Genomic DNA, 19,199 nt, shown 5'->3' on the forward strand with positions numbered 1-19,199 from the left:
ATCACCTGGGGCCGTGGTTGACGGCCCATGCAACCTCGAGTCGGAGTGCTCATGCCTTACTCGTACACCGAAAAAAAGCGCATCCGCAAAAGCTTCGCCAAACGTGAAGACGTTCAAAACGTTCCCTTCCTGTTGGCGACACAGCTTCAATCCTACCTAACTTTCCTGCAGGCGGATACCGCCCCGTCCGATCGCGTAGCCGACGGTTTGCAGGCGGCGTTCTCGTCGATTTTCCCGATCGTTAGTCACAACGGTATGGCGCGCTTGGAGTTCGTGAGCTATGTGCTCGGCGAACCGGTGTTCGATGTCAAGGAATGTCAGCAACGTGGCCTGACCTATGCCTCGCCCCTGCGAGCCAAGGTCCGCCTGGTGCTGCTTGACCGCGAAGTCAGCAAGCCCACCGTGAAGGAAGTGAAGGAACAGGAAGTCTACATGGGCGAAATTCCGCTCATGACGGGCACGGGTTCTTTCGTCATCAACGGCACCGAGCGTGTCATCGTCTCGCAGCTGCACCGCTCGCCTGGCGTGTTCTTCGAACACGACCGCGGCAAGACCCACAGCTCCGGCAAGCTCCTGTTCTCGGCCCGCGTGATTCCCTACCGCGGTTCGTGGCTGGACTTCGAATTCGACCCGAAGGACGTCCTGTTCTTCCGCGTCGACCGCCGCCGCAAGATGCCCGTCACGATTCTGTGCAAGGCCATCGGCATGACGCCGGAATCCATCCTGGCCAACTTCTTCGACTTCGACAATTTCGAACTGAAGAGCGAAGGCGCGATGATGGAATTCGTGCCCGAGCGTTGGAAGGGCGAAATGGCCCGTTTCGACATCTCGGACCGCGACGGCAAGGTCATTGTCGAAAAAGACAAGCGCATCAATGCCAAGCATCTGCGCGATCTGGCTGCCGGCGGCATCCAGCGCATCTCCGTGCCGGAAGACTTCCTGTACGGCCGCGTGCTGGCCAAGAACATCGTCGACCCGGACACCGGTGAAGTCATCGCCAACGCGAACGACGAGATCACGGAAAGCGTGCTGGGCGCCCTGCGCGCCTCCAACGTCTACGACATTCAGGCGCTCTACACGAACGACCTGGACCGTGGTCCGTACATCTCGCAAACGCTGCGCACCGACGAAACCGCGGACCAGATGGCAGCCCGCGTTGCCATCTACCGCATGATGCGTCCTGGCGAGCCGCCCACCGAAGAAGCGGTGGAAGCGCTGTTCCAGCGCCTGTTCTACAGCGAAGAAACGTACGATCTGTCGCGTGTCGGCCGCATGAAGGTCAACAGCCGCCTGGGCCGTGGTGAAGACATCACCGGCCCGATGACGCTGACCAACGAAGACATCCTTGAAACCATCAAGGTGTTGGTTGAGCTGCGCAACGGCCGTGGCCAGATCGATGACATCGATCACTTGGGCAACCGTCGCGTGCGTTGCGTCGGCGAACTGGCCGAGAACCAGTTCCGCGCTGGCTTGGTGCGCGTCGAGCGCGCCGTCAAGGAACGTCTGGGCCAGGCCGAGACTGAAAACCTGATGCCGCACGACCTGATCAACTCCAAGCCGATCTCGGCAGCCATCAAGGAGTTCTTCGGTTCGAGCCAGCTGTCGCAGTTCATGGACCAAACCAACCCGCTGTCGGAAATCACGCACAAGCGTCGTGTTTCCGCACTGGGCCCGGGCGGTCTGACCCGCGAGCGCGCCGGCTTCGAAGTCCGTGACGTGCACCCGACCCACTATGGCCGCGTCTGCCCGATCGAAACGCCGGAAGGCCCGAACATCGGCCTGATCAACTCCATGGCGCTGTACGCTCGCCTGAACGAGTACGGCTTCCTGGAAACGCCTTACCGCAAGATCATCGACGGCAAGGTCAGCGAGCAGATCGACTACCTGTCGGCCATCGAAGAAAGCCACTACGTCATCGCGCAGGCCAACGCCGCGCTGGACGAGCAAGGCGCCTTTGTTGACGACCTGGTCGCTTGCCGTGAAGCGGGCGAAACGATGCTGACGTCGCCGGTCAACGTGCATTACATGGACGTGGCTCCGTCGCAGATCGTGTCGGTCGCTGCTTCGCTGATTCCGTTCCTGGAGCACGACGACGCGAACCGCGCACTGATGGGCGCCAACATGCAACGTCAAGCCGTGCCTTGCCTGCGTCCGGAAAAGCCGGTCGTGGGTACGGGTATCGAGCGCACCGTGGCCGTTGACTCGGGCACGACCGTGCAGGCGCTGCGTGGCGGCCTGGTCGATCACGTTGACGCCGAGCGCGTCGTGATCCGCGTGAACGATGAAGAAAACGTCGCCGGTGAAGTGGGCGTCGACATCTACAACCTGATCAAGTACACGCGTTCCAACCAGAACACGAACATCAACCAGCGTCCCATCGTCAAGCGTGGCGACAAGGTCGCCAAGGGCGACGTGCTGGCTGACGGCGCATCGACCGACCTGGGCGAACTCGCCCTGGGTCAGAACATGCTGATCGCGTTCATGCCGTGGAACGGCTACAACTTCGAAGACTCGATCCTGATCTCCGAAAAGGTTGTGGCCGATGACCGCTACACCTCGGTGCACATCGAGGAACTGACGGTTGTCGCCCGCGACACCAAGCTGGGTCCGGAAGAAATCACGCGCGACATCAGCAACCTGGCCGAGACGCAACTGAACCGCCTGGACGATTCGGGCATCACGTACATCGGCGCCGAAGTCAGCGCCGACGACGTGCTGGTCGGCAAGGTTACGCCCAAGGGCGAAACCCAGCTGACGCCGGAAGAAAAGCTGCTGCGCGCCATCTTCGGCGAAAAGGCGTCCGACGTTAAGGACACCTCGCTGCGCGTGCCCTCGGGCATGACCGGCACCGTGATCGACGTGCAAGTGTTCACGCGCGAAGGCATCGTGCGCGACAAGCGCGCCCAGTCCATCATCGACGATGAACTGCGCCGCTATCGCCAGGACCTGAACGACCAGCTGCGCATCGTTGAAAACGACCAGTTCGACCGTATCGAAAAACTGCTGGTCAACAAGGCTGTCAACGGCGGCCCGCGCAAGCTGGCCAAGGGCGCCACGATCACCAAGGCATACCTGGCTGATCTGGACCGCTGGCAGTGGTTCGACATCCGTCTGGCTGATGAGCCGCACGCTGTCGTGCTGGAACAAGCCAAGGAATCGCTTGAGCAAAAGCGTCATCAGTTCGATCTGGCCTTCGAAGAGAAGCGCAAGAAGCTGACGCAAGGCGACGAGCTGCCCCCGGGCGTGCTGAAGATGATCAAGGTCTACCTGGCCGTGAAGCGTCGTCTGCAGCCTGGCGACAAGATGGCAGGCCGTCACGGCAACAAGGGCGTGGTCTCGCGTATCACCCCGGTGGAAGACATGCCGCACATGGCTGACGGCACGCCGGCCGACATCGTTCTGAACCCGCTGGGCGTGCCCTCGCGGATGAACGTCGGTCAGGTGCTGGAAGTGCACTTGGGCTGGGCTGCCAAGGGCGTGGGCCACCGCATCGCCGATCTGCTGCGCGACGAGCGCACCGCGCAGGTCAAGAACATCCGTGCCTATCTGGACAAGGTCTACAACACGACCGGTTCGGGTGCCCGCATCGATGAGCTGACCGACGAAGAAGTCATGGAAATGGCCCAGAACCTCAAGAACGGCGTCCCGTTCGCGACGCCCGTCTTCGACGGCGCGACCGAAGAGGAAATCACCACGATGCTGGAGCTGGCCTATCCGGACGACGTCGCCAAGCGCATGGCGCTGACGCCTTCGCGTACGCAGGCATGGCTGTACGACGGCCGCACGGGCGAGAAGTTCGAACGCCCCGTCACGGTTGGCTACATGCACTACCTGAAGCTGCACCACTTGGTCGACGACAAGATGCACGCGCGTTCGACCGGCCCGTACTCGCTGGTTACCCAGCAGCCTCTGGGCGGCAAGGCGCAGTTCGGCGGTCAGCGTTTCGGGGAAATGGAAGTGTGGGCGCTGGAAGCATACGGCGCCGCCTACACCCTGCAGGAAATGCTGACGGTGAAGTCGGACGACATCACCGGCCGTACCAAGGTATACGAAAACATCGTCAAGGGCGACCACGTCATCGACGCCGGCATGCCGGAATCGTTCAACGTGCTGGTCAAGGAAATCCGCTCGTTGGCCCTGGACATGGATTTGGAGCGTAACTAATGAAAGCGCTACTCGACCTCTTTAAGCAAGTCTCGCAAGACGAGCAGTTCGATGCCATCAAGATCGGCATCGCCTCGCCCGAGAAGATCCGTTCGTGGTCCTACGGCGAAGTTCGCAAGCCCGAGACCATCAACTACCGCACGTTCAAGCCTGAGCGCGACGGCCTGTTCTGCTCCAAGATCTTTGGCCCGATCAAAGACTACGAGTGCTTGTGCGGCAAGTACAAGCGCCTGAAGCATCGTGGCGTGATCTGCGAAAAGTGCGGCGTTGAAGTCACCGTCGCCAAGGTTCGCCGTGAACGCATGGGCCACATCGAGCTGGCCAGCCCCGTCGCGCACATCTGGTTCCTGAAGAGCCTGCCGTCGCGTCTGGGCATGGTGCTCGACATGACCCTGCGCGACATCGAACGCGTCCTGTACTTCGAAGCCTGGTGCGTGATCGAACCTGGCATGACGCCGCTCAAGCGCGGCCAGATCATGTCGGATGACGATTTCCTCGCCAAGACCGAAGAGTACGGCGACGACTTCCGTGCCCTGATGGGCGCGGAAGCCGTGCGCGAACTGCTGCGCACCATCGACATCGACCGTGAAGTGGAAACGCTGCGCGGCGAACTGAAGGCCACCAGCTCGGAAGCCAAGATCAAGAAGATCTCCAAGCGCCTGAAGGTGCTGGAAGGCTTCCAGAAGTCCGGCATCAAGGCCGAGTGGATGGTCATGGAAGTGCTGCCCGTGCTGCCGCCGGACCTGCGTCCGCTGGTGCCGCTGGACGGCGGCCGCTTCGCGACCTCCGACCTGAACGACCTGTACCGCCGCGTCATCAACCGCAACAACCGCTTGAAGCGCCTGCTGGAGCTGAAGGCGCCGGAAATCATCCTGCGCAACGAAAAGCGGATGCTGCAGGAAGCCGTCGACTCGCTGCTGGACAACGGTCGCCGCGGCAAGGCCATGACGGGCGCCAACAAGCGCCAGCTCAAGTCCCTGGCCGACATGATCAAGGGCAAGAGCGGTCGTTTCCGTCAGAACCTGCTGGGCAAGCGCGTCGACTACTCGGGCCGTTCGGTCATCGTGGTGGGTCCGCAGCTCAAGCTGCACCAGTGCGGCTTGCCCAAGCTGATGGCCCTGGAACTGTTCAAGCCGTTCATCTTCAATCGTCTGGAGATGATGGGCCTGGCCACGACCATCAAGGCTGCCAAGAAGCTGGTGGAAAGCCAGGAACCGGTGGTCTGGGACATTCTGGAAGAAGTCATCCGCGAACACCCGGTCATGCTGAACCGTGCGCCCACGCTGCACCGTTTGGGCATCCAGGCGTTCGAACCGGTCCTGATCGAAGGCAAGGCCATCCAGCTGCACCCGCTGGTTTGCGCGGCGTTCAACGCCGACTTCGACGGTGACCAGATGGCCGTCCACGTGCCGCTGTCGCTGGAAGCCCAGCTGGAAGCGCGTACGCTGATGCTGGCTTCGAACAACGTGCTGTTCCCCGCCAACGGCGAACCGTCGATCGTGCCGTCCCAGGATATCGTGCTGGGTCTGTACTACACGACGCGCGAGCGCATCAACGGCCGCGGCGAAGGCATCTTCTTCACCGACGTCGCTGAAGTGCAGCGCGCCTACGACAACGGCGAAGTCGAACTGCAGTCGCGCATCACCGTGCGCCTGAAGGAACACGAGCGCGACGAGGCTGGCGAATGGCAGCCGGTGATCCGCCGTCACGAGACGACGGTCGGCCGCGCGCTGCTGTCCGAAATCCTGCCCAAGGGCCTGCCCTTCACGGTGCTGAACAAGGCGCTGAAGAAGAAGGAAATCTCGCGCCTGATCAACCAGTCGTTCCGCCGTTGCGGCCTGCGCGACACCGTGATCTTCGCTGACAAGCTGATGCAGTCGGGCTTCCGCCTGGCCACGCGCGGCGGTATCTCCATCGCCATGGGCGATATGCTGATCCCGACCGCCAAGGAAGGCATCCTGGCCGAGGCCAGCCGCGAAGTGAAGGAAATCGACAAGCAGTACTCGTCGGGTCTGGTCACGTCCCAGGAACGCTACAACAACGTGGTGGACATCTGGGGCAAGGCCGGCGACAAGGTCGGCAAGGCGATGATGGAACAGCTGGCCACGGAGCCCGTGGTCAACCGTCACGGCGAGGAAGTGCGCCAGGAATCGTTCAACTCCATCTACATGATGGCTGACTCGGGCGCCCGCGGTTCGGCCGCCCAGATCCGCCAGCTGGCCGGCATGCGCGGCCTGATGGCCAAGCCGGACGGCTCGATTATCGAAACGCCGATTACCGCGAACTTCCGTGAAGGCCTGAACGTACTCCAGTACTTCATCTCGACTCACGGCGCGCGTAAGGGTCTGGCCGATACGGCACTGAAGACCGCCAACTCGGGTTACCTGACCCGTCGTCTGGTCGACGTGACGCAAGACTTGGTGATTACCGAGGACGATTGCGGCACCTCGCAGGGCTACAACATGAAGGCCCTGGTTGAAGGCGGTGAAGTCATCGAACCGCTGCGCGACCGGATCCTGGGTCGTGTTGCCGCCATTGACATCATCAACCCGGACACGCAGGAAACGGCCATCGTCGCCGGCACCCTGCTGGACGAAGATCTGGTCGACACCATCGACCGCATCGGCGTGGACGAAGTCAAGGTCCGCACCCCGCTGACGTGCGAAACGCGTCATGGTCTGTGCGCGCACTGCTACGGCCGCGACCTGGGTCGTGGTTCGCCGGTCAACCAGGGCGAAGCGGTTGGCGTCATCGCCGCCCAGTCCATTGGCGAACCGGGCACGCAGCTCACGATGCGTACGTTCCACATCGGTGGCGCGGCGTCGCGTTCGGCCTTGGCCAGCGCGGTGGAAACCAAGTCCAGCGGTAACGTCGGTTTTGCCAGCACGATGCGCTATGTCACGAACGCCAAGGGCGAACGTGTGGCGATTTCGCGCTCCGGCGAATTGGCGATCTTCGACGACAACGGCCGCGAACGCGAACGCCACAAGATCCCGTACGGCGCGACCGTGCTGGTGGGCGATGGCGAAGCCGTGAAGGCTGGCGCGCGTCTGGCGACGTGGGATCCGCTGACCCGTCCGATCGTGTCGGAATACGGCGGCGCCGTCCGCTTCGAGAACATCGAAGAAGGCGTGACCGTTGCCAAGCAGGTGGACGAAGTCACCGGCCTGTCGACGCTCGTCGTCATCACGCCGAAGACCCGTGGCGGCAAGATCGTCATGCGTCCGCAGATCAAGCTGGTCAACGAGCAAGGCGAAGACGTCAAGATCGCTGGCACCGATCACTCGGTCAACATCTCGTTCCCGGTGGGCGCGCTGATTACCGTGCGCGACGGCCAGCAGGTTGCCGTGGGTGAAGTTCTGGCGCGTATTCCGCAAGAATCGCAAAAGACCCGCGACATTACCGGCGGTCTGCCGCGCGTGGCCGAACTGTTCGAAGCGCGTTCGCCGAAGGACGCCGGCATGCTCGCCGACGTTACCGGCACGGTTTCGTTCGGTAAGGACACCAAGGGCAAGCAGCGTCTGGTCATCACCGACCTGGAAGGCGTGAGCCACGAGTTCCTGATTCCGAAGGAAAAGCAGGTGCTGGTGCACGACGGCCAGGTGGTGAACAAGGGCGAAATGATCGTGGACGGCCCGGCCGATCCCCACGACATCCTGCGCCTGCAAGGCATCGAGAAGCTGGCGACCTACATCGTCGACGAAGTGCAGGACGTGTACCGTCTGCAGGGCGTGAAGATCAACGACAAGCACATCGAAGTGATTGTTCGTCAGATGCTGCGCCGTGTGAACATCGTTGACGCGGGCGATACCGAGTTCATCCCGGGCGAGCAGGTCGAGCGCTCCGAGCTGTTGAACGCGAACGACCGCATGCAAGCCGAAGATCGTCTCCCGGCGAGCTACGACAACGTGCTGCTGGGTATCACGAAGGCCTCGCTGTCGACCGACTCGTTCATCTCGGCCGCATCGTTCCAGGAAACCACGCGTGTCCTGACCGAAGCCGCCATCATGGGCAAGCGCGACGATCTGCGTGGTCTGAAGGAAAACGTCATCGTCGGCCGCCTGATCCCGGCCGGTACCGGCCTGGCTTACCACCATGCACGCCGCGACAAGGAAGAGCTGGAGGCCGCGGAACGCGAAGCCGCCCGCCAGCTGGCCAACCCGTTCGAAGACTCGCCGGTCACGGTGGGCTCGGATGCGGAAACGCCGGCTTCCGACCTCGGCGCCGAGGATTCCGCCGAATAAGCGGAAACACCCGGCAGGGATGCCGCGCGCAGTCCGGCGCGGCATGCCCGGAATCAAAAAGGCCGCTGATGCGAATCAGCGGCCTTTTTTTGCCTTGGGGAAAGGGCGCTTACTGCGCGACCTGCGCCCGGGCGTGCCGGAAGACGGGCCCCCAGACGGGATGGCCGGCTTCGTTGGGCGCCAGCTCGAAAGCGGGGTCCAGGGCCAGGATGCGGGCGAAGCTGTCTTCGCACAGCCGCGGATACTTGCTCACACAGTAGCTGAACGCCTGCAGCTTGTAGGCCTCGATGCGTACGGTCTTGGTGGAAGTGGCCAGGGCGTCGGAGGTGGCGACGCCGCGGATGACTTCTCCGTAGCGGCCGGCGCTGTACTTGTCGCGTACCTGTTGCAGCTGATCCAGGGCTTCCGCGGTGGCAGGCGCCTCCGGCTTTTGGGACGAGACGCCGGCGCAACCCGCCAGCAGGGCCGATAAGCCGAGCAGACTACTCAGAACGCGAATTTTCATGGCTTCCAAAGGTGTAGAGAGGTTTAGCGGTACGCTATCGTGCCACAGCCTGATGCGCTCGGACATTTTCCGCAATGTCCTTGCGGTGCGGATTGGATAATATTCGCCTTATTCCACAGTTAATTCAGCTGTCGAGCGACAGCGCCAGTTCCGATGATGTCTACTTCCGCCGGCCTCTTGACGCCGCGTGGCCCCTTTTCCGGCGCCGCGCCGCTTGCACTGCGTCCGTTGAGCGCCATCGCCGCCAGCACGGCGGGGGGCGTGCCGGAAACCCGCATCAAACGGCTTCTGTCCGATCTGCTGCCGTCCTTGATGGCGCTGCATGCCCAAGGTGAAATCTGCGGCGATATTTCGCTGGAGACGGTGGGCATGGACGAAGGCGCCCGGGCTCATCTGGTGCCCGAACTGGTGGTGGCGCGTTCGCGCCGCGCCACGCGCACCCCGACCCCCGGTTTTGCGCCGTTCGAGCTATACACGGATTCGGTGGAATGGCCGCGCGGCCCCTGGAGCGACATCTACGCCCTGTGCGCGGTGATGCATGCCTTGGTCATCGGCGACAAGCCCGCGCCGGCGCCCGAGCGCCGCGCGGAGGATACCTACGAGCCGCTCGCCTCCCTGGGACTGCCAAAGTACAGCCAGGACTTCCTGTCCGTGATCGATGCCGGCCTGGTCATGGCGCCTGCCGACCGGCCGCAGACGCTGGCCGATCTGGCTGGCATGCTGGGCATAGATGCGCAAGTCGAGACGGCGCCGGATCCGGTGGCTGCGGCGCCAATGTCCCGCGCGGCGCCAGCGGCAGCTGCCGTAGCGCACCAACCCGCGCGCGGGCGCCATCCGCTGCTGGTGCTGCTGCTCATCGCTGCGTTGATCGGCGCGGGCGTGTACGCCTGGTTCGAGTCGGGAATGGGCGCGCCCAACGCGCTGATCACCCGGTCCGAGTTGGTTCAGCCGAACCTGCCGGCCGTGCATCCCTTGCCGCCGCCGCCGGCGCCCGGCGCCGCATCCGTGGCGCCGCCATCGCCGCCCGAGGTTCGAACCTCGCAGGAAGCCGCGCCCCAGACTCTGGCCCCTGGAAGCGCGCCTGCTCCCGGCGACACCCCGGCTCAGCCGGCGGCGCCCGCCGAGGCGCCGACAACTGCGGCAACACCGCCTGCAGCCGCGCCGGCCGAGGCGCCTGCCGAGGTGGCCGAAGAGGCCCCCAAGCCCAAGCCGGTTCCCATGGTGGTGCGGCTGGACATCCGTCCGTGGGGCGAGGTCTGGATCAACGGCGTGGCTCGCGGCATCAGCCCTCCGGTCAAGGAACTGCGGCTGATTCCCGGCAAGTACCAGGTGGTGCTGCGCAATGCCGACTTGCAGCCGTACCGCATGACGCTGGAGGTCAAGGCGGGCAAGCCCGCCGTGATCTCACACGTCTTCCAATAGCGGAGCGCCGCGGCTATGCCGCGGGCATTTCTTCCGGCGCCATCGGCAGGCGCAGCGTGAACACCGAACCTGCGCCCAGCTCGCTGCTGACCTCGACCGATCCGCCGTGGCGTTCGGCCACGGTGCGCACGAACGCCAGACCCAGGCCTGCCCCGCCGACGTCGCCGCGGGTCTCGACGCCCACGCGGGAGAACGGTTCGAACAGGCGCGCCAGATCCTGTGCCGCAATGCCTTGGCCCTGATCGCGGATGTTGACGCGCCAGAAGCCGGGTTCCTCGTCGATGCCGCATTCGATCCGGGTGTGCGCCGGGCTGTACTTGATCGCGTTGTCGATCAGGTTGCACAGCGTGCGCATGAGCAAGGTCTGATCGCCGCGGACATAGGCGGCGGGCAGCGGCAGCGCAAGGGCGAGCTCGATGCCGCGCTTCTGCGCCGAGGCCCAGAATTCGTCCACGGCGTCTTGCAACAGGCTGCCCAGATCCAGTTCCACCGCGCTGATCGTCATCGACTCGGCGCGCGTCAGATGCACGAAGTCGTCGACCAGGCGCAGCGTGCGGTTGGCCAGCGCGGCAATGCGGCCCAGGGTTTCGCTCTGCTCTTCGTGCAAGCCGCCTTCCTGCTTCATTTCGACCAGCGCGAGGATGGAGCTTTGGGGCGCGCGCATGTCGTGCGAGATGAAGCGCATCGTTTCCTCGCGCTGGCGTTCCGCCTGGCGGATGCGCGAGATGTCCGTCAGCGTGGCGACGGTGCCGGCGAAGCTGCCTTCGGCGGTATGGATGGGCGCGCATTTCAGGATCAGGTCGCGTCCCGCATGGTCGCGTACTTCCAGGTCGGCGCTCCAGGGCGATGACGCGGCGACCGCGCCCTGGCCGCTGAGCGCCTCGGCGACGCGCTGGCGCGCGGCGGGATCGGAGATGGTCTTCTCGAGCAGGTGGGTGGCCGGGCGGCCGACGCGGGGAGGGCGCATGCCCAGCCGCTGAAAATACATGACCGCCGCCTGGTTGCGGAATTGCATGCGGCCGTCCTGATCGAAAACCAGCGTGGCGTCCGGCATGCCGTCCAAGCCGTCGGCGAGGAAGCGGCGCAGGTTGCGCACGCGGGCCAGCGCACGGCGCAGTTCCCCGACGCGGCTCTCCAGCGACGCGCTGGGACCCGTGCCCTGGGCGCCGGCCTCGTTCAGCACCGGCGGGTACTCGCGTTGCAGGCGGCGCAATTCGTTGTCCATGTAGCGCAGCGCGGCTTCCTGGCTGCGCCAGCTCCAGAGCGGATAGCACAGCGCCACGCCCAGCAGCGCCGCGGCCGGCGCGAACCACATATAGGCATAGGCCAGCAGCAGCAGCGCTGCCAGCAGGATGAGCGCGAACAGCGCCAGGCTGACCAGCAGGGCCTGCTTGGGAGACAGCCGCCACAGGGCCAGGCAAGCCAGCAGCACGGGCAGCGCCGCGAACAGCGCGTTGCACCAGGCGGGCGGCAACTGGTAGGCGATATCGTCGCGCGCCGCGTGCAGCAGGTTGGCGATGATCTCCACCCCCGACATGCCGCTGGCATCGTGCGATACCGGCGTAGGGTAAGCGTCGCCCAGGCCGGTGGCCCAGGCGCCGACCAGCACGTACTTGCCGCGTAGCTCTTCCGGCGACAGATCGCCGCGCAGCACGGACAGGTAGGAAACGGTGCGCGTATGCGCGGTGGGGCCGGAGTAGGGGATCAGGATGCTGCCATCGGGCGCGGCGCGCTTGAACAGCTTTTGCGCCGATTCCGCTTCGCCGCCGACGTCCAGCATGGCCATGGCCAGATGGTTCCAGCGGCGGTCGCCCAGTTGCGCGGTCAGGGTGGCTGCGCGGACCACGCCATCCGGGTCGATGCGCGCGTTGATGAAGCCCTTCGCGGCGGCGGCCTGCGCTACGCCGGGGATGGGCTCGTTGACGGTGGAAGGGCGGTCGAGCCGGTCCAGCACGACTGGCAGGACCGTGCGGCCATGGCGCCGGATGCTGTCGGCCAGGATGCGGTCGTCGTTCGGATTGGCCATGTCCGGTTCGGCGAAGATCAGGTCCAGCGCCACGGCGCGGGCCCCCTGCAGGCGGTCCAGCAGCGCTGCGTGGACGGCGCGCCGCCAGGGCCAGTGGCCCAGCGCCTTGATGCTGTCGTCGTCGATCGCGACGATCAGGATATCGGGATCGGCGGCTCGCCCCGTCACCGACAAGGCGCGGTCATAGAGGATCTGGTCGAAGCGTCCCAGACCGTTGAACGAACCCAGGACAGCGGCTAGCACCGCCAAAACCACCGTCAGCCACAGCCCTGAGCGCGAGGTCCGGTCCTGCGGATCGGCGGCGTCGGCCATGGGGCGGGCTCTAGTAGTCGGTCAGCGTGATCAGGCCGCCCGTGCCGCTGGCGACGCCGGAGCCGTCGGAGGTCAGGAGCATGTTCGCGCCTTCGAAGGTGGCGATGGCGTCGCGCCCGTTCAGGCCCAGATCGTCGACCGCGCGCACGGACACGTAATAGGTGCCGGGGCCGGGCGCCGTGAAGCGGATGTCGTTGCCGGGGAAGCTCGTCGACGATACCGGCAGCGCGCCTTCGGCATCGCGCGAGACGCGTACCAGATAGCTTTGCGCGCCGGGTACCGGCGAGACGTCGGCGGTCCAGGCGCCGCCGCCCGCGCGCGTGGGCGTGCCCAGTTGCGGCGCATCCAGCAGCGCGCGCATGCCCGACACCACCCCGTCCGAGCCCACGGCCGCGCCGTAGCCCGTGGCCACCGCCACCGGTTTGGCCGGGGCCGATCCGGGGGCGTGGGGCTGCAGCCGTACGCTGCCTTCCAGCACTTCGCTGTGCACGCCTTGCGCGCCGCTTTGCACGCGGAAGCGCGTGCCGCGCACGCCGGTGACCGCGACCGGCGTGCGGATCTCGAAACGGCCCACGCCCTGGCCGCCGGGCGCGACGGACGATTCCACGCCGCCGCTTTGCACCTGGACCACGGAATCCGTCAGCGCCGTGCCTTCGAACTGGCGCAGGCGCGTCAATTGGACCGAGCCGCCGGCCGGCAGCGTCAGCTTGGAGCCGTCGGCCAGTTCCAGTGTGACGAAGCCATTGGCGGCGGTGCCGACCGTGCTGCCTTCAGCCACGGTATCGCCGGCCCGCAGGGCCTTGCCATCCACATTCGCCTGACCGCTGACGTGCACGACGCGGGCGTCGGCGGGCCGCACGGGAATCATGGACAGGGGGATGCGCAACTCCAGCCCGATGGGCAGCGTCTCCGGCGTGACGACCTTGTTCAGGGTTTGCAGCTGGCTCCAGTTGGCCTGCTTGTGCGTATAGCGGGTCGCCAGGTCGATCAGCGTATCGCCTTGGCGCACGCGGTAGATGAAGTCGTCCCCAAGTGCGCCGGCAGGCTGGCTGCGCGCCGGCGCCATCAGCGCCAGGCAGGAAATCAGGGCAAGCAAAGAAAGCGCGCGGCAGCGGCTCATGACTATCGGTTCTCCAGGGATGCGCGCAGGCGCTTACTGCGGATGGGATGCAATGTCTTCCGGCGAGCTGATGAGCTCCAGCCGGTAGCCCAGTGCATACGAGGACGTGAGACGCACGCCGTGCTCGGGGCGCAACTGGAGCTTTTGCCGGATGTTCGACAAATGGGTATCCAGGGTGCGCGAGGTGGCGGGAATTTCCCGGTTCCATACGCATTCGGCCAGCACGTCGCGCGACATCAGGCGGCCGACATTGCGGAAAAACAGCAGCGCGAGTTCGAATTCCTTGGGGGCGAGCGGCACCACGGCGGAATCCAGGGTGATGGTGCGGCCGGCGGGTTCGATGCGATAGCGCGCCACATCGAAGGCATCGTCCGCGGGTTCGGCGATCTGGCTGCGGCGCAGCAACGCCGCCACCCGCGCCAGCAGCTCCAGGGGGCGCAGGGGCTTGACGATGTAGTCGTCCGCGCCGGCGCGCAGGCCTTCGACCAGATCGTCCTCGCTGGAACGGTTGGTCAGGAAGATGACGGGGATACGCGGACCGATATTGGCGCGCAGCCACCGCACCACATCGTCACCATCGATGTCGGGCAGATGCCAGTCCAGCAGCACCAGGTCGAAATGCTCAGTGCGCAGCGCGGCCAGCAGATCCCGGCTTTGCTGATAGCTGCTGCAGACGTATCCGGCAGTGGTCAGAACTTGCTGGATGCGCCGTGCTTGATCCAGGTCGTCTTCCAGCGACGCGATTTTCATCAGACGTGTTCTCGCGAAGGTTTGCTACGCAAGCGCGCGCTATGGCGCCCTACTGCAAGATGAGAAAGGAATATATAGGTGTAAACGAATGATAACTCGGGAGGGGCCCCGGCTGGCTACGTTATGGCAAGAACTGTCAAACATTGCAAAGTTGACGAATCTTGACTGGAGTTGTTGCGTAACAACGCGCCACACTGTCTCAATCGTTCTCCCCCTCCGCAGTAGGGCGGGGGGCGGAGCCGGTCGAGGTTGTTGGTCGGATGGAACAGATATGAATCAATTGCGCATACTTATGATGTCACCGGATGAAGCCGCGCGCGGCGTCGCCGTGTCCGCATTGCTGCAAGCTGGTATCTCTGCACGCGGTTGCTCGACGTCTCTCGAATTGTTTGGATTGCTCAACGGCGGCGGCTATGACGTCGTGGTCCTGGATGTCGGGACCTTGGGTGAAATCGGCTATGCCCTGGTGGCGCGCCTGCACGGCTCGTCGTCGATGGGCATCGTGGTTACGGGGCGCGGCATGTCGGTGGATAGCCGCCTGCGCTGCCTGCAAAGCGGCGCTGACGCCTGTCTGCCGGATCCGCAGGATCCGCGCGAGCTGGCCTGCATCCTGTTGTCCCTGGCGCGCCGCCTGCCCGCCGGGCAGGATGCGTCCCTCGTCGATGCGGCCCAGAACGGTCAGTGGGAGCTGCGCGACCAGGGCTGGACCCTGGCGGCGCCTACGGGAGCGACCATTTCGCTGTCCGCCAATGAGCGCCTGATCGTGCGTTCGCTGCTGGAAGTGGCAGGCAAGGCCGTGGGCCGGACCGAACTGGGCGATGAGTTGCAGGTCGAAGGGGGCGGCGTGCGCGCCAGCGGCTCCCGCAGCATCGATGTGATCGTCAGCCGGCTGCGGCGCAAGGCTGAGCTGGCCGGGGTGATGTTGCCGATCCGCACGGTCTACGGCAGCGGCTACCTGTTCGCCGACCAGTAGCGCGGACGGGTACACTGGCTACCACAGCAGCGGGTAGCCGCAGCGGCGGCGCATCCGGCCGCAAGTTTGTGTGTCGTTGTCCCGCCGATTGCCGCGAGCAGCGGCCCCGATTTTCGGCTTATGCGGCCCTAATTTCTGTGAGCGCCGCCTAACTGGCGCGCTTTTTCAGGCAACGCGCACGTCGATCAGCTTACAATTTTCTTTGACAGCAAGCCTTTATCTCAGTTATGCTAAAGGGCTTACTGCTTTATTTCGCGCGCAAAAACTGGCCGCGGTAGGGTTCAGGAGTACGGTGTCTGGAAACGGGGTGCGTCACGAGCCTTTCGTTTCAAGCCATACGGCTTCGCGGTGTCGGGTCTTTCCGGCGCCGTCGCCCCACGGCATCCAGCTTTGTGCGTTTTGTCATAGTTTGTTGGCAAGCCCGCTCTTTTACGTATACGAACGTTTGAGGCGGTTTTGCGCGAACTGCCTTCTCCGAAAGTTCACTGCTTGAGGAGACGAGTACGTAAGTACTTACCAGTGGTACGTAAAAGGGATTTCAAAGGTCATGCCTACCATTAGCCAACTCGTGCGCAAGCCGCGCGAAGTCAGCATCATCAAAAGCAAGAGCCCCGCGCTCGAAAACTGCCCGCAACGCCGCGGCGTGTGCACTCGCGTGTACACCACCACCCCCAAGAAGCCGAACTCCGCTCTGCGCAAGGTTGCCAAAGTGCGTCTGACCAACGGTTACGAAGTCATTTCGTACATCGGCGGTGAAGGCCACAACCTGCAAGAGCACTCGGTGGTTCTGGTGCGTGGCGGTCGTGTGAAGGACTTGCCCGGTGTGCGTTATCACATCGTGCGCGGTTCCCTCGACCTGCAAGGCGTCAAGGATCGTAAGCAAGCCCGCTCGAAGTACGGCGCCAAGCGCCCGAAGAAGGCTTAATAACGAGTCAGCAGTACCCCCGCGTGGCGGAAGTCCGTCACTAGGGAAGTGCGACCGCGCCATCCAGATGATGGGAAGGTGCGCGGCACGTAAGGGGTCGTCTCCATGGACGGCCATGGCCGTGTAATGAAACACGGTTCAACTGAACAGACACAAGGAAGCAACAATGCCCCGTCGTCGCGAAGTACCCAAGCGCGAGATTCTGCCCGATCCCAAGTTCGGCAGCGTCGAACTCGCCAAGTTCATGAACGTCGTCATGCTGGACGGCAAGAAGGCCGTCGCCGAGCGCATCGTTTACGGCGCCCTCGAGCAAGTGCAAACCAAGACCGGCAAAGAGCCGATCGAAGTTTTCAGCCTGGCGATCAACAACATCAAGCCGATCGTCGAAGTGAAGAGCCGCCGCGTTGGCGGTGCCAACTACCAAGTGCCGGTTGAAGTGCGCCCCGTGCGCCGCCTGGCCCTGGCTATGCGTTGGCTCCGTGAAGCCGCCAAGAAGCGTGGCGAGAAGTCGATGGATCTGCGTCTTGCTGGCGAACTGATCGACGCCTCCGAAGGTCGTGGCGCCGCGATGAAGAAGCGCGAAGACACGCACAAGATGGCAGAGGCCAACAAGGCCTTCAGCCATTTCCGCTGGTAATTTAAGGACTACCCACCATGGCCCGCAAAACCCCGATCGAGCGCTATCGCAACATTGGTATCTCTGCGCACATCGATGCAGGGAAAACCACCACGACCGAACGTATCCTGTTCTATACCGGCGTCAATCACAAGATTGGCGAAGTGCATGATGGCGCAGCCACCATGGACTGGATGGAACAAGAACAAGAGCGTGGCATCACCATTACGTCGGCAGCTACGACGGCGTTTTGGCGTGGCATGGCGAAGAACTATCCCGAACACCGCATCAACATCATCGACACCCCGGGACACGTGGACTTCACCATTGAGGTGGAACGTTCCATGCGCGTCCTGGACGGTGCTTGCATGGTCTACTGCGCGGTGGGCGGTGTTCAGCCCCAGTCCGAAACCGTGTGGCGCCAAGCCAACAAGTACGGCGTGCCGCGTCTGGCCTTCGTCAACAAGATGGACCGCACCGGCGCCAACTTCTTCAAGGTCTATGACCAGCTGAAGAACCGCCTGCGCGCCAATCCCGTGCCGATCGTGATCCCGATCGGTGCCGAAGACACGTTCCAAGGCGTGGTCGACCTGGTCAAGATGAAGGCGATCATTTGGGACGAAGCCAGCCAAGGCATCAAGTTCGACTACGCAGACGTTCCGGCCGAGCTGGAAGGCCTGGCGAACGAATGGCGCGAAAAGCTGGTTGAGGCCGCTGCTGAATCGTCCGAAGAGCTGATGAACAAGTACCTGGAAACGGGTTCGCTCGACGAAGAAGAAATCAACCTGGCCATCCGCCAACGCACCATCGCTGGCGAAATCCAGCCGATGCTGTGCGGCACCGCCTTCAAGAACAAGGGCGTGCAGCGCATGCTGGACGCGGTCATCGACTACCTGCCTTCGCCCGTGGACATTCCCCCGGTTGACGGCATGGACGACGACGGTAATCCCGTCAAGCGTTCGGCTGATGACAACGAGAAGTTCTCGGCTCTGGCATTCAAGCTGATGAGCGATCCGTTCGTGGGTCAATTGACCTTCGTGCGCGTTTACTCGGGCGTCCTGAAGTCGGGCGATACGGTCTACAACCCCATCAAGGGCAAGAAGGAACGTATCGGCCGCATTCTGCAGATGCACGCGAACAACCGCGAAGAAATCAAGGAAGTGTTGGCAGGCGACATCGCCGCCGTGGTGGGTCTGAAAGACGTGACCACCGGCGAAACGCTGTGCGACATCGACTCCCACATCCTGCTCGAACGCATGATTTTCCCGGAGCCCGTGATTTCGCAGGCCGTGGAACCCAAGTCGAAGGCTGACCAGGAAAAGATGGGTCTGGCGCTGTCGCGTCTGGCTCAGGAAGATCCGTCGTTCCGCGTGCGCAGCGACGAAGAATCCGGCCAAACCATCATTTCCGGCATGGGCGAGCTGCACCTGGAAATTCTGGTCGACCGCATGAAGCGCGAGTTCGGCGTTGAAGCCAACGTCGGCAAGCCGCAAGTGGCCTACCGTGAAACCATCCGCAAGACCTGCGACGAAGTGGAAGGCAAGTTCGTCAAGCAGTCGGGCGGCCGCGGCCAGTACGGCCACGTGGTGCTGAAGGTCGAGCCGTTGGCTCCTGGCGGTGGCTACGAATTCGTGGACGCCATCAAGGGCGGCGTGGTTCCTCGCGAGTACATTCCCGCGGTGGACAAGGGCATCCAGGAAACGCTGCCTTCGGGCGTGTTGGCTGGCTACCCGATCGTCGACGTCAAGGTCACGCTGTTCTTCGGTTCGTACCACGACGTGGACTCGAACGAAAACGCGTTCAAGATGGCCGGCTCCATGGCATTCAAGGAAGGTCTGCGCAAGGCCAGCCCCGTGCTGCTGGAACCGATGATGGCCGTTGAAGTCGAAACGCCTGAAGACTACGCTGGTACCGTGATGGGCGATCTGTCCTCGCGTCGCGGCATGGTTCAGGGCATGGACGACATGGTTGGCGGCGGCAAGACCATCAAGGCCGAAGTTCCGCTGGCCGAGATGTTCGGTTACGCCACGAACCTGCGTTCGTTGACGCAAGGCCGTGCCACGTACACGATGGAATTCAAGCATTACTCCGAGGCCCCCAAGAACGTCGCTGACGAAGTCATCGCCGCTCGGGCCAAGTAAA

The 19,199-nt window shown here is 63.7% G+C and carries 11 protein-coding genes; 7 read left to right on the forward strand and 4 right to left on the reverse strand.

The features are described from left to right. The first annotated feature begins 51 nt into the window (after positions 1-51). Positions 52-4,164 carry a DNA-directed RNA polymerase subunit beta gene (gene rpoB, locus FOC84_RS13130; protein WP_173144797.1) on the forward strand — a complete coding sequence of 1,371 codons (4,113 nt, stop codon included), beginning with the start codon at positions 52-54 and terminating at the stop codon, positions 4,162-4,164. Beyond that, entirely contained in the window at positions 4,164-8,408 is a 4,245-nt protein-coding gene (gene rpoC / locus FOC84_RS13135; protein ID WP_173144798.1) for a DNA-directed RNA polymerase subunit beta', read from the forward strand. The genes rpoB and rpoC overlap by 1 nt, the downstream gene beginning before the upstream one ends. 109 nt (positions 8,409-8,517) lie before the next feature. Here the strand turns inward: rpoC and FOC84_RS13140 are convergent, their stop codons facing one another. Then, positions 8,518-8,913 carry a TssQ family T6SS-associated lipoprotein gene (locus FOC84_RS13140; protein ID WP_173144799.1) on the reverse strand — a complete coding sequence of 132 codons (396 nt, stop codon included), beginning with the start codon at positions 8,911-8,913 and terminating at the stop codon, positions 8,518-8,520. A 156-nt stretch (positions 8,914-9,069) separates the two neighbouring features. Here FOC84_RS13140 and FOC84_RS13145 point away from each other — a divergent pair, with 156 nt between their 5' ends. Further along, entirely contained in the window at positions 9,070-10,335 is a 1,266-nt protein-coding gene (locus FOC84_RS13145; protein WP_173150129.1) for a serine/threonine protein kinase, read from the forward strand. Positions 10,336-10,348: 13 nt separating this feature from the next. On the opposite strand, the gene FOC84_RS13150 is transcribed toward FOC84_RS13145, so the two are convergent. From FOC84_RS13150 to FOC84_RS13160, 3 genes are read right to left on the reverse strand one after another with little or no spacing between them, the layout of a single operon-like run. After that, entirely contained in the window at positions 10,349-12,673 is a 2,325-nt protein-coding gene (locus tag FOC84_RS13150) for a CHASE2 domain-containing protein (RefSeq protein WP_173144800.1), read from the reverse strand. 10 nt (positions 12,674-12,683) lie between these two features. After that, on the reverse strand, positions 12,684-13,793 hold the full coding sequence (locus tag FOC84_RS13155; RefSeq protein ID WP_173144801.1) for a FecR domain-containing protein: 1,110 nt from the start codon (positions 13,791-13,793) through the stop codon (positions 12,684-12,686). A gap of 33 nt (positions 13,794-13,826) precedes the next feature. Beyond that, positions 13,827-14,543 (reverse strand): response regulator transcription factor, encoded by a 717-nt coding sequence (locus tag FOC84_RS13160; RefSeq protein ID WP_173144802.1) that lies wholly within the window; start codon positions 14,541-14,543, stop codon positions 13,827-13,829. 292 nt (positions 14,544-14,835) lie between these two features. Here FOC84_RS13160 and FOC84_RS13165 point away from each other — a divergent pair, with 292 nt between their 5' ends. The 4 genes from FOC84_RS13165 (at position 14,836) to fusA (ending at position 19,198) form a co-directional block, all read left to right on the forward strand. Further along, a complete protein-coding gene (locus FOC84_RS13165; protein ID WP_438800873.1) occupies positions 14,836-15,516 on the forward strand; it encodes a response regulator transcription factor in 681 nt (226 codons plus the stop codon). A gap of 547 nt (positions 15,517-16,063) precedes the next feature. Next, positions 16,064-16,441 (forward strand): 30S ribosomal protein S12, encoded by a 378-nt coding sequence (gene rpsL / locus FOC84_RS13170; protein WP_005017264.1) that lies wholly within the window; start codon positions 16,064-16,066, stop codon positions 16,439-16,441. Positions 16,442-16,607: 166 nt separating this feature from the next. After that, complete coding sequence (gene rpsG / locus FOC84_RS13175; protein ID WP_006216561.1) at positions 16,608-17,078, forward strand: 30S ribosomal protein S7; 471 nt, start codon at positions 16,608-16,610, stop codon at positions 17,076-17,078. Positions 17,079-17,095: 17 nt separating this feature from the next. Continuing rightward, positions 17,096-19,198 carry an elongation factor G gene (gene fusA, locus FOC84_RS13180; protein WP_173144804.1) on the forward strand — a complete coding sequence of 701 codons (2,103 nt, stop codon included), beginning with the start codon at positions 17,096-17,098 and terminating at the stop codon, positions 19,196-19,198. Position 19,199 lies beyond the last annotated feature (1 nt).

Source organism: Achromobacter pestifer, from assembly GCF_013267355.1.
Classification (GTDB): Bacteria; Pseudomonadota; Gammaproteobacteria; order Burkholderiales; family Burkholderiaceae_B; genus Achromobacter; species Achromobacter pestifer_A.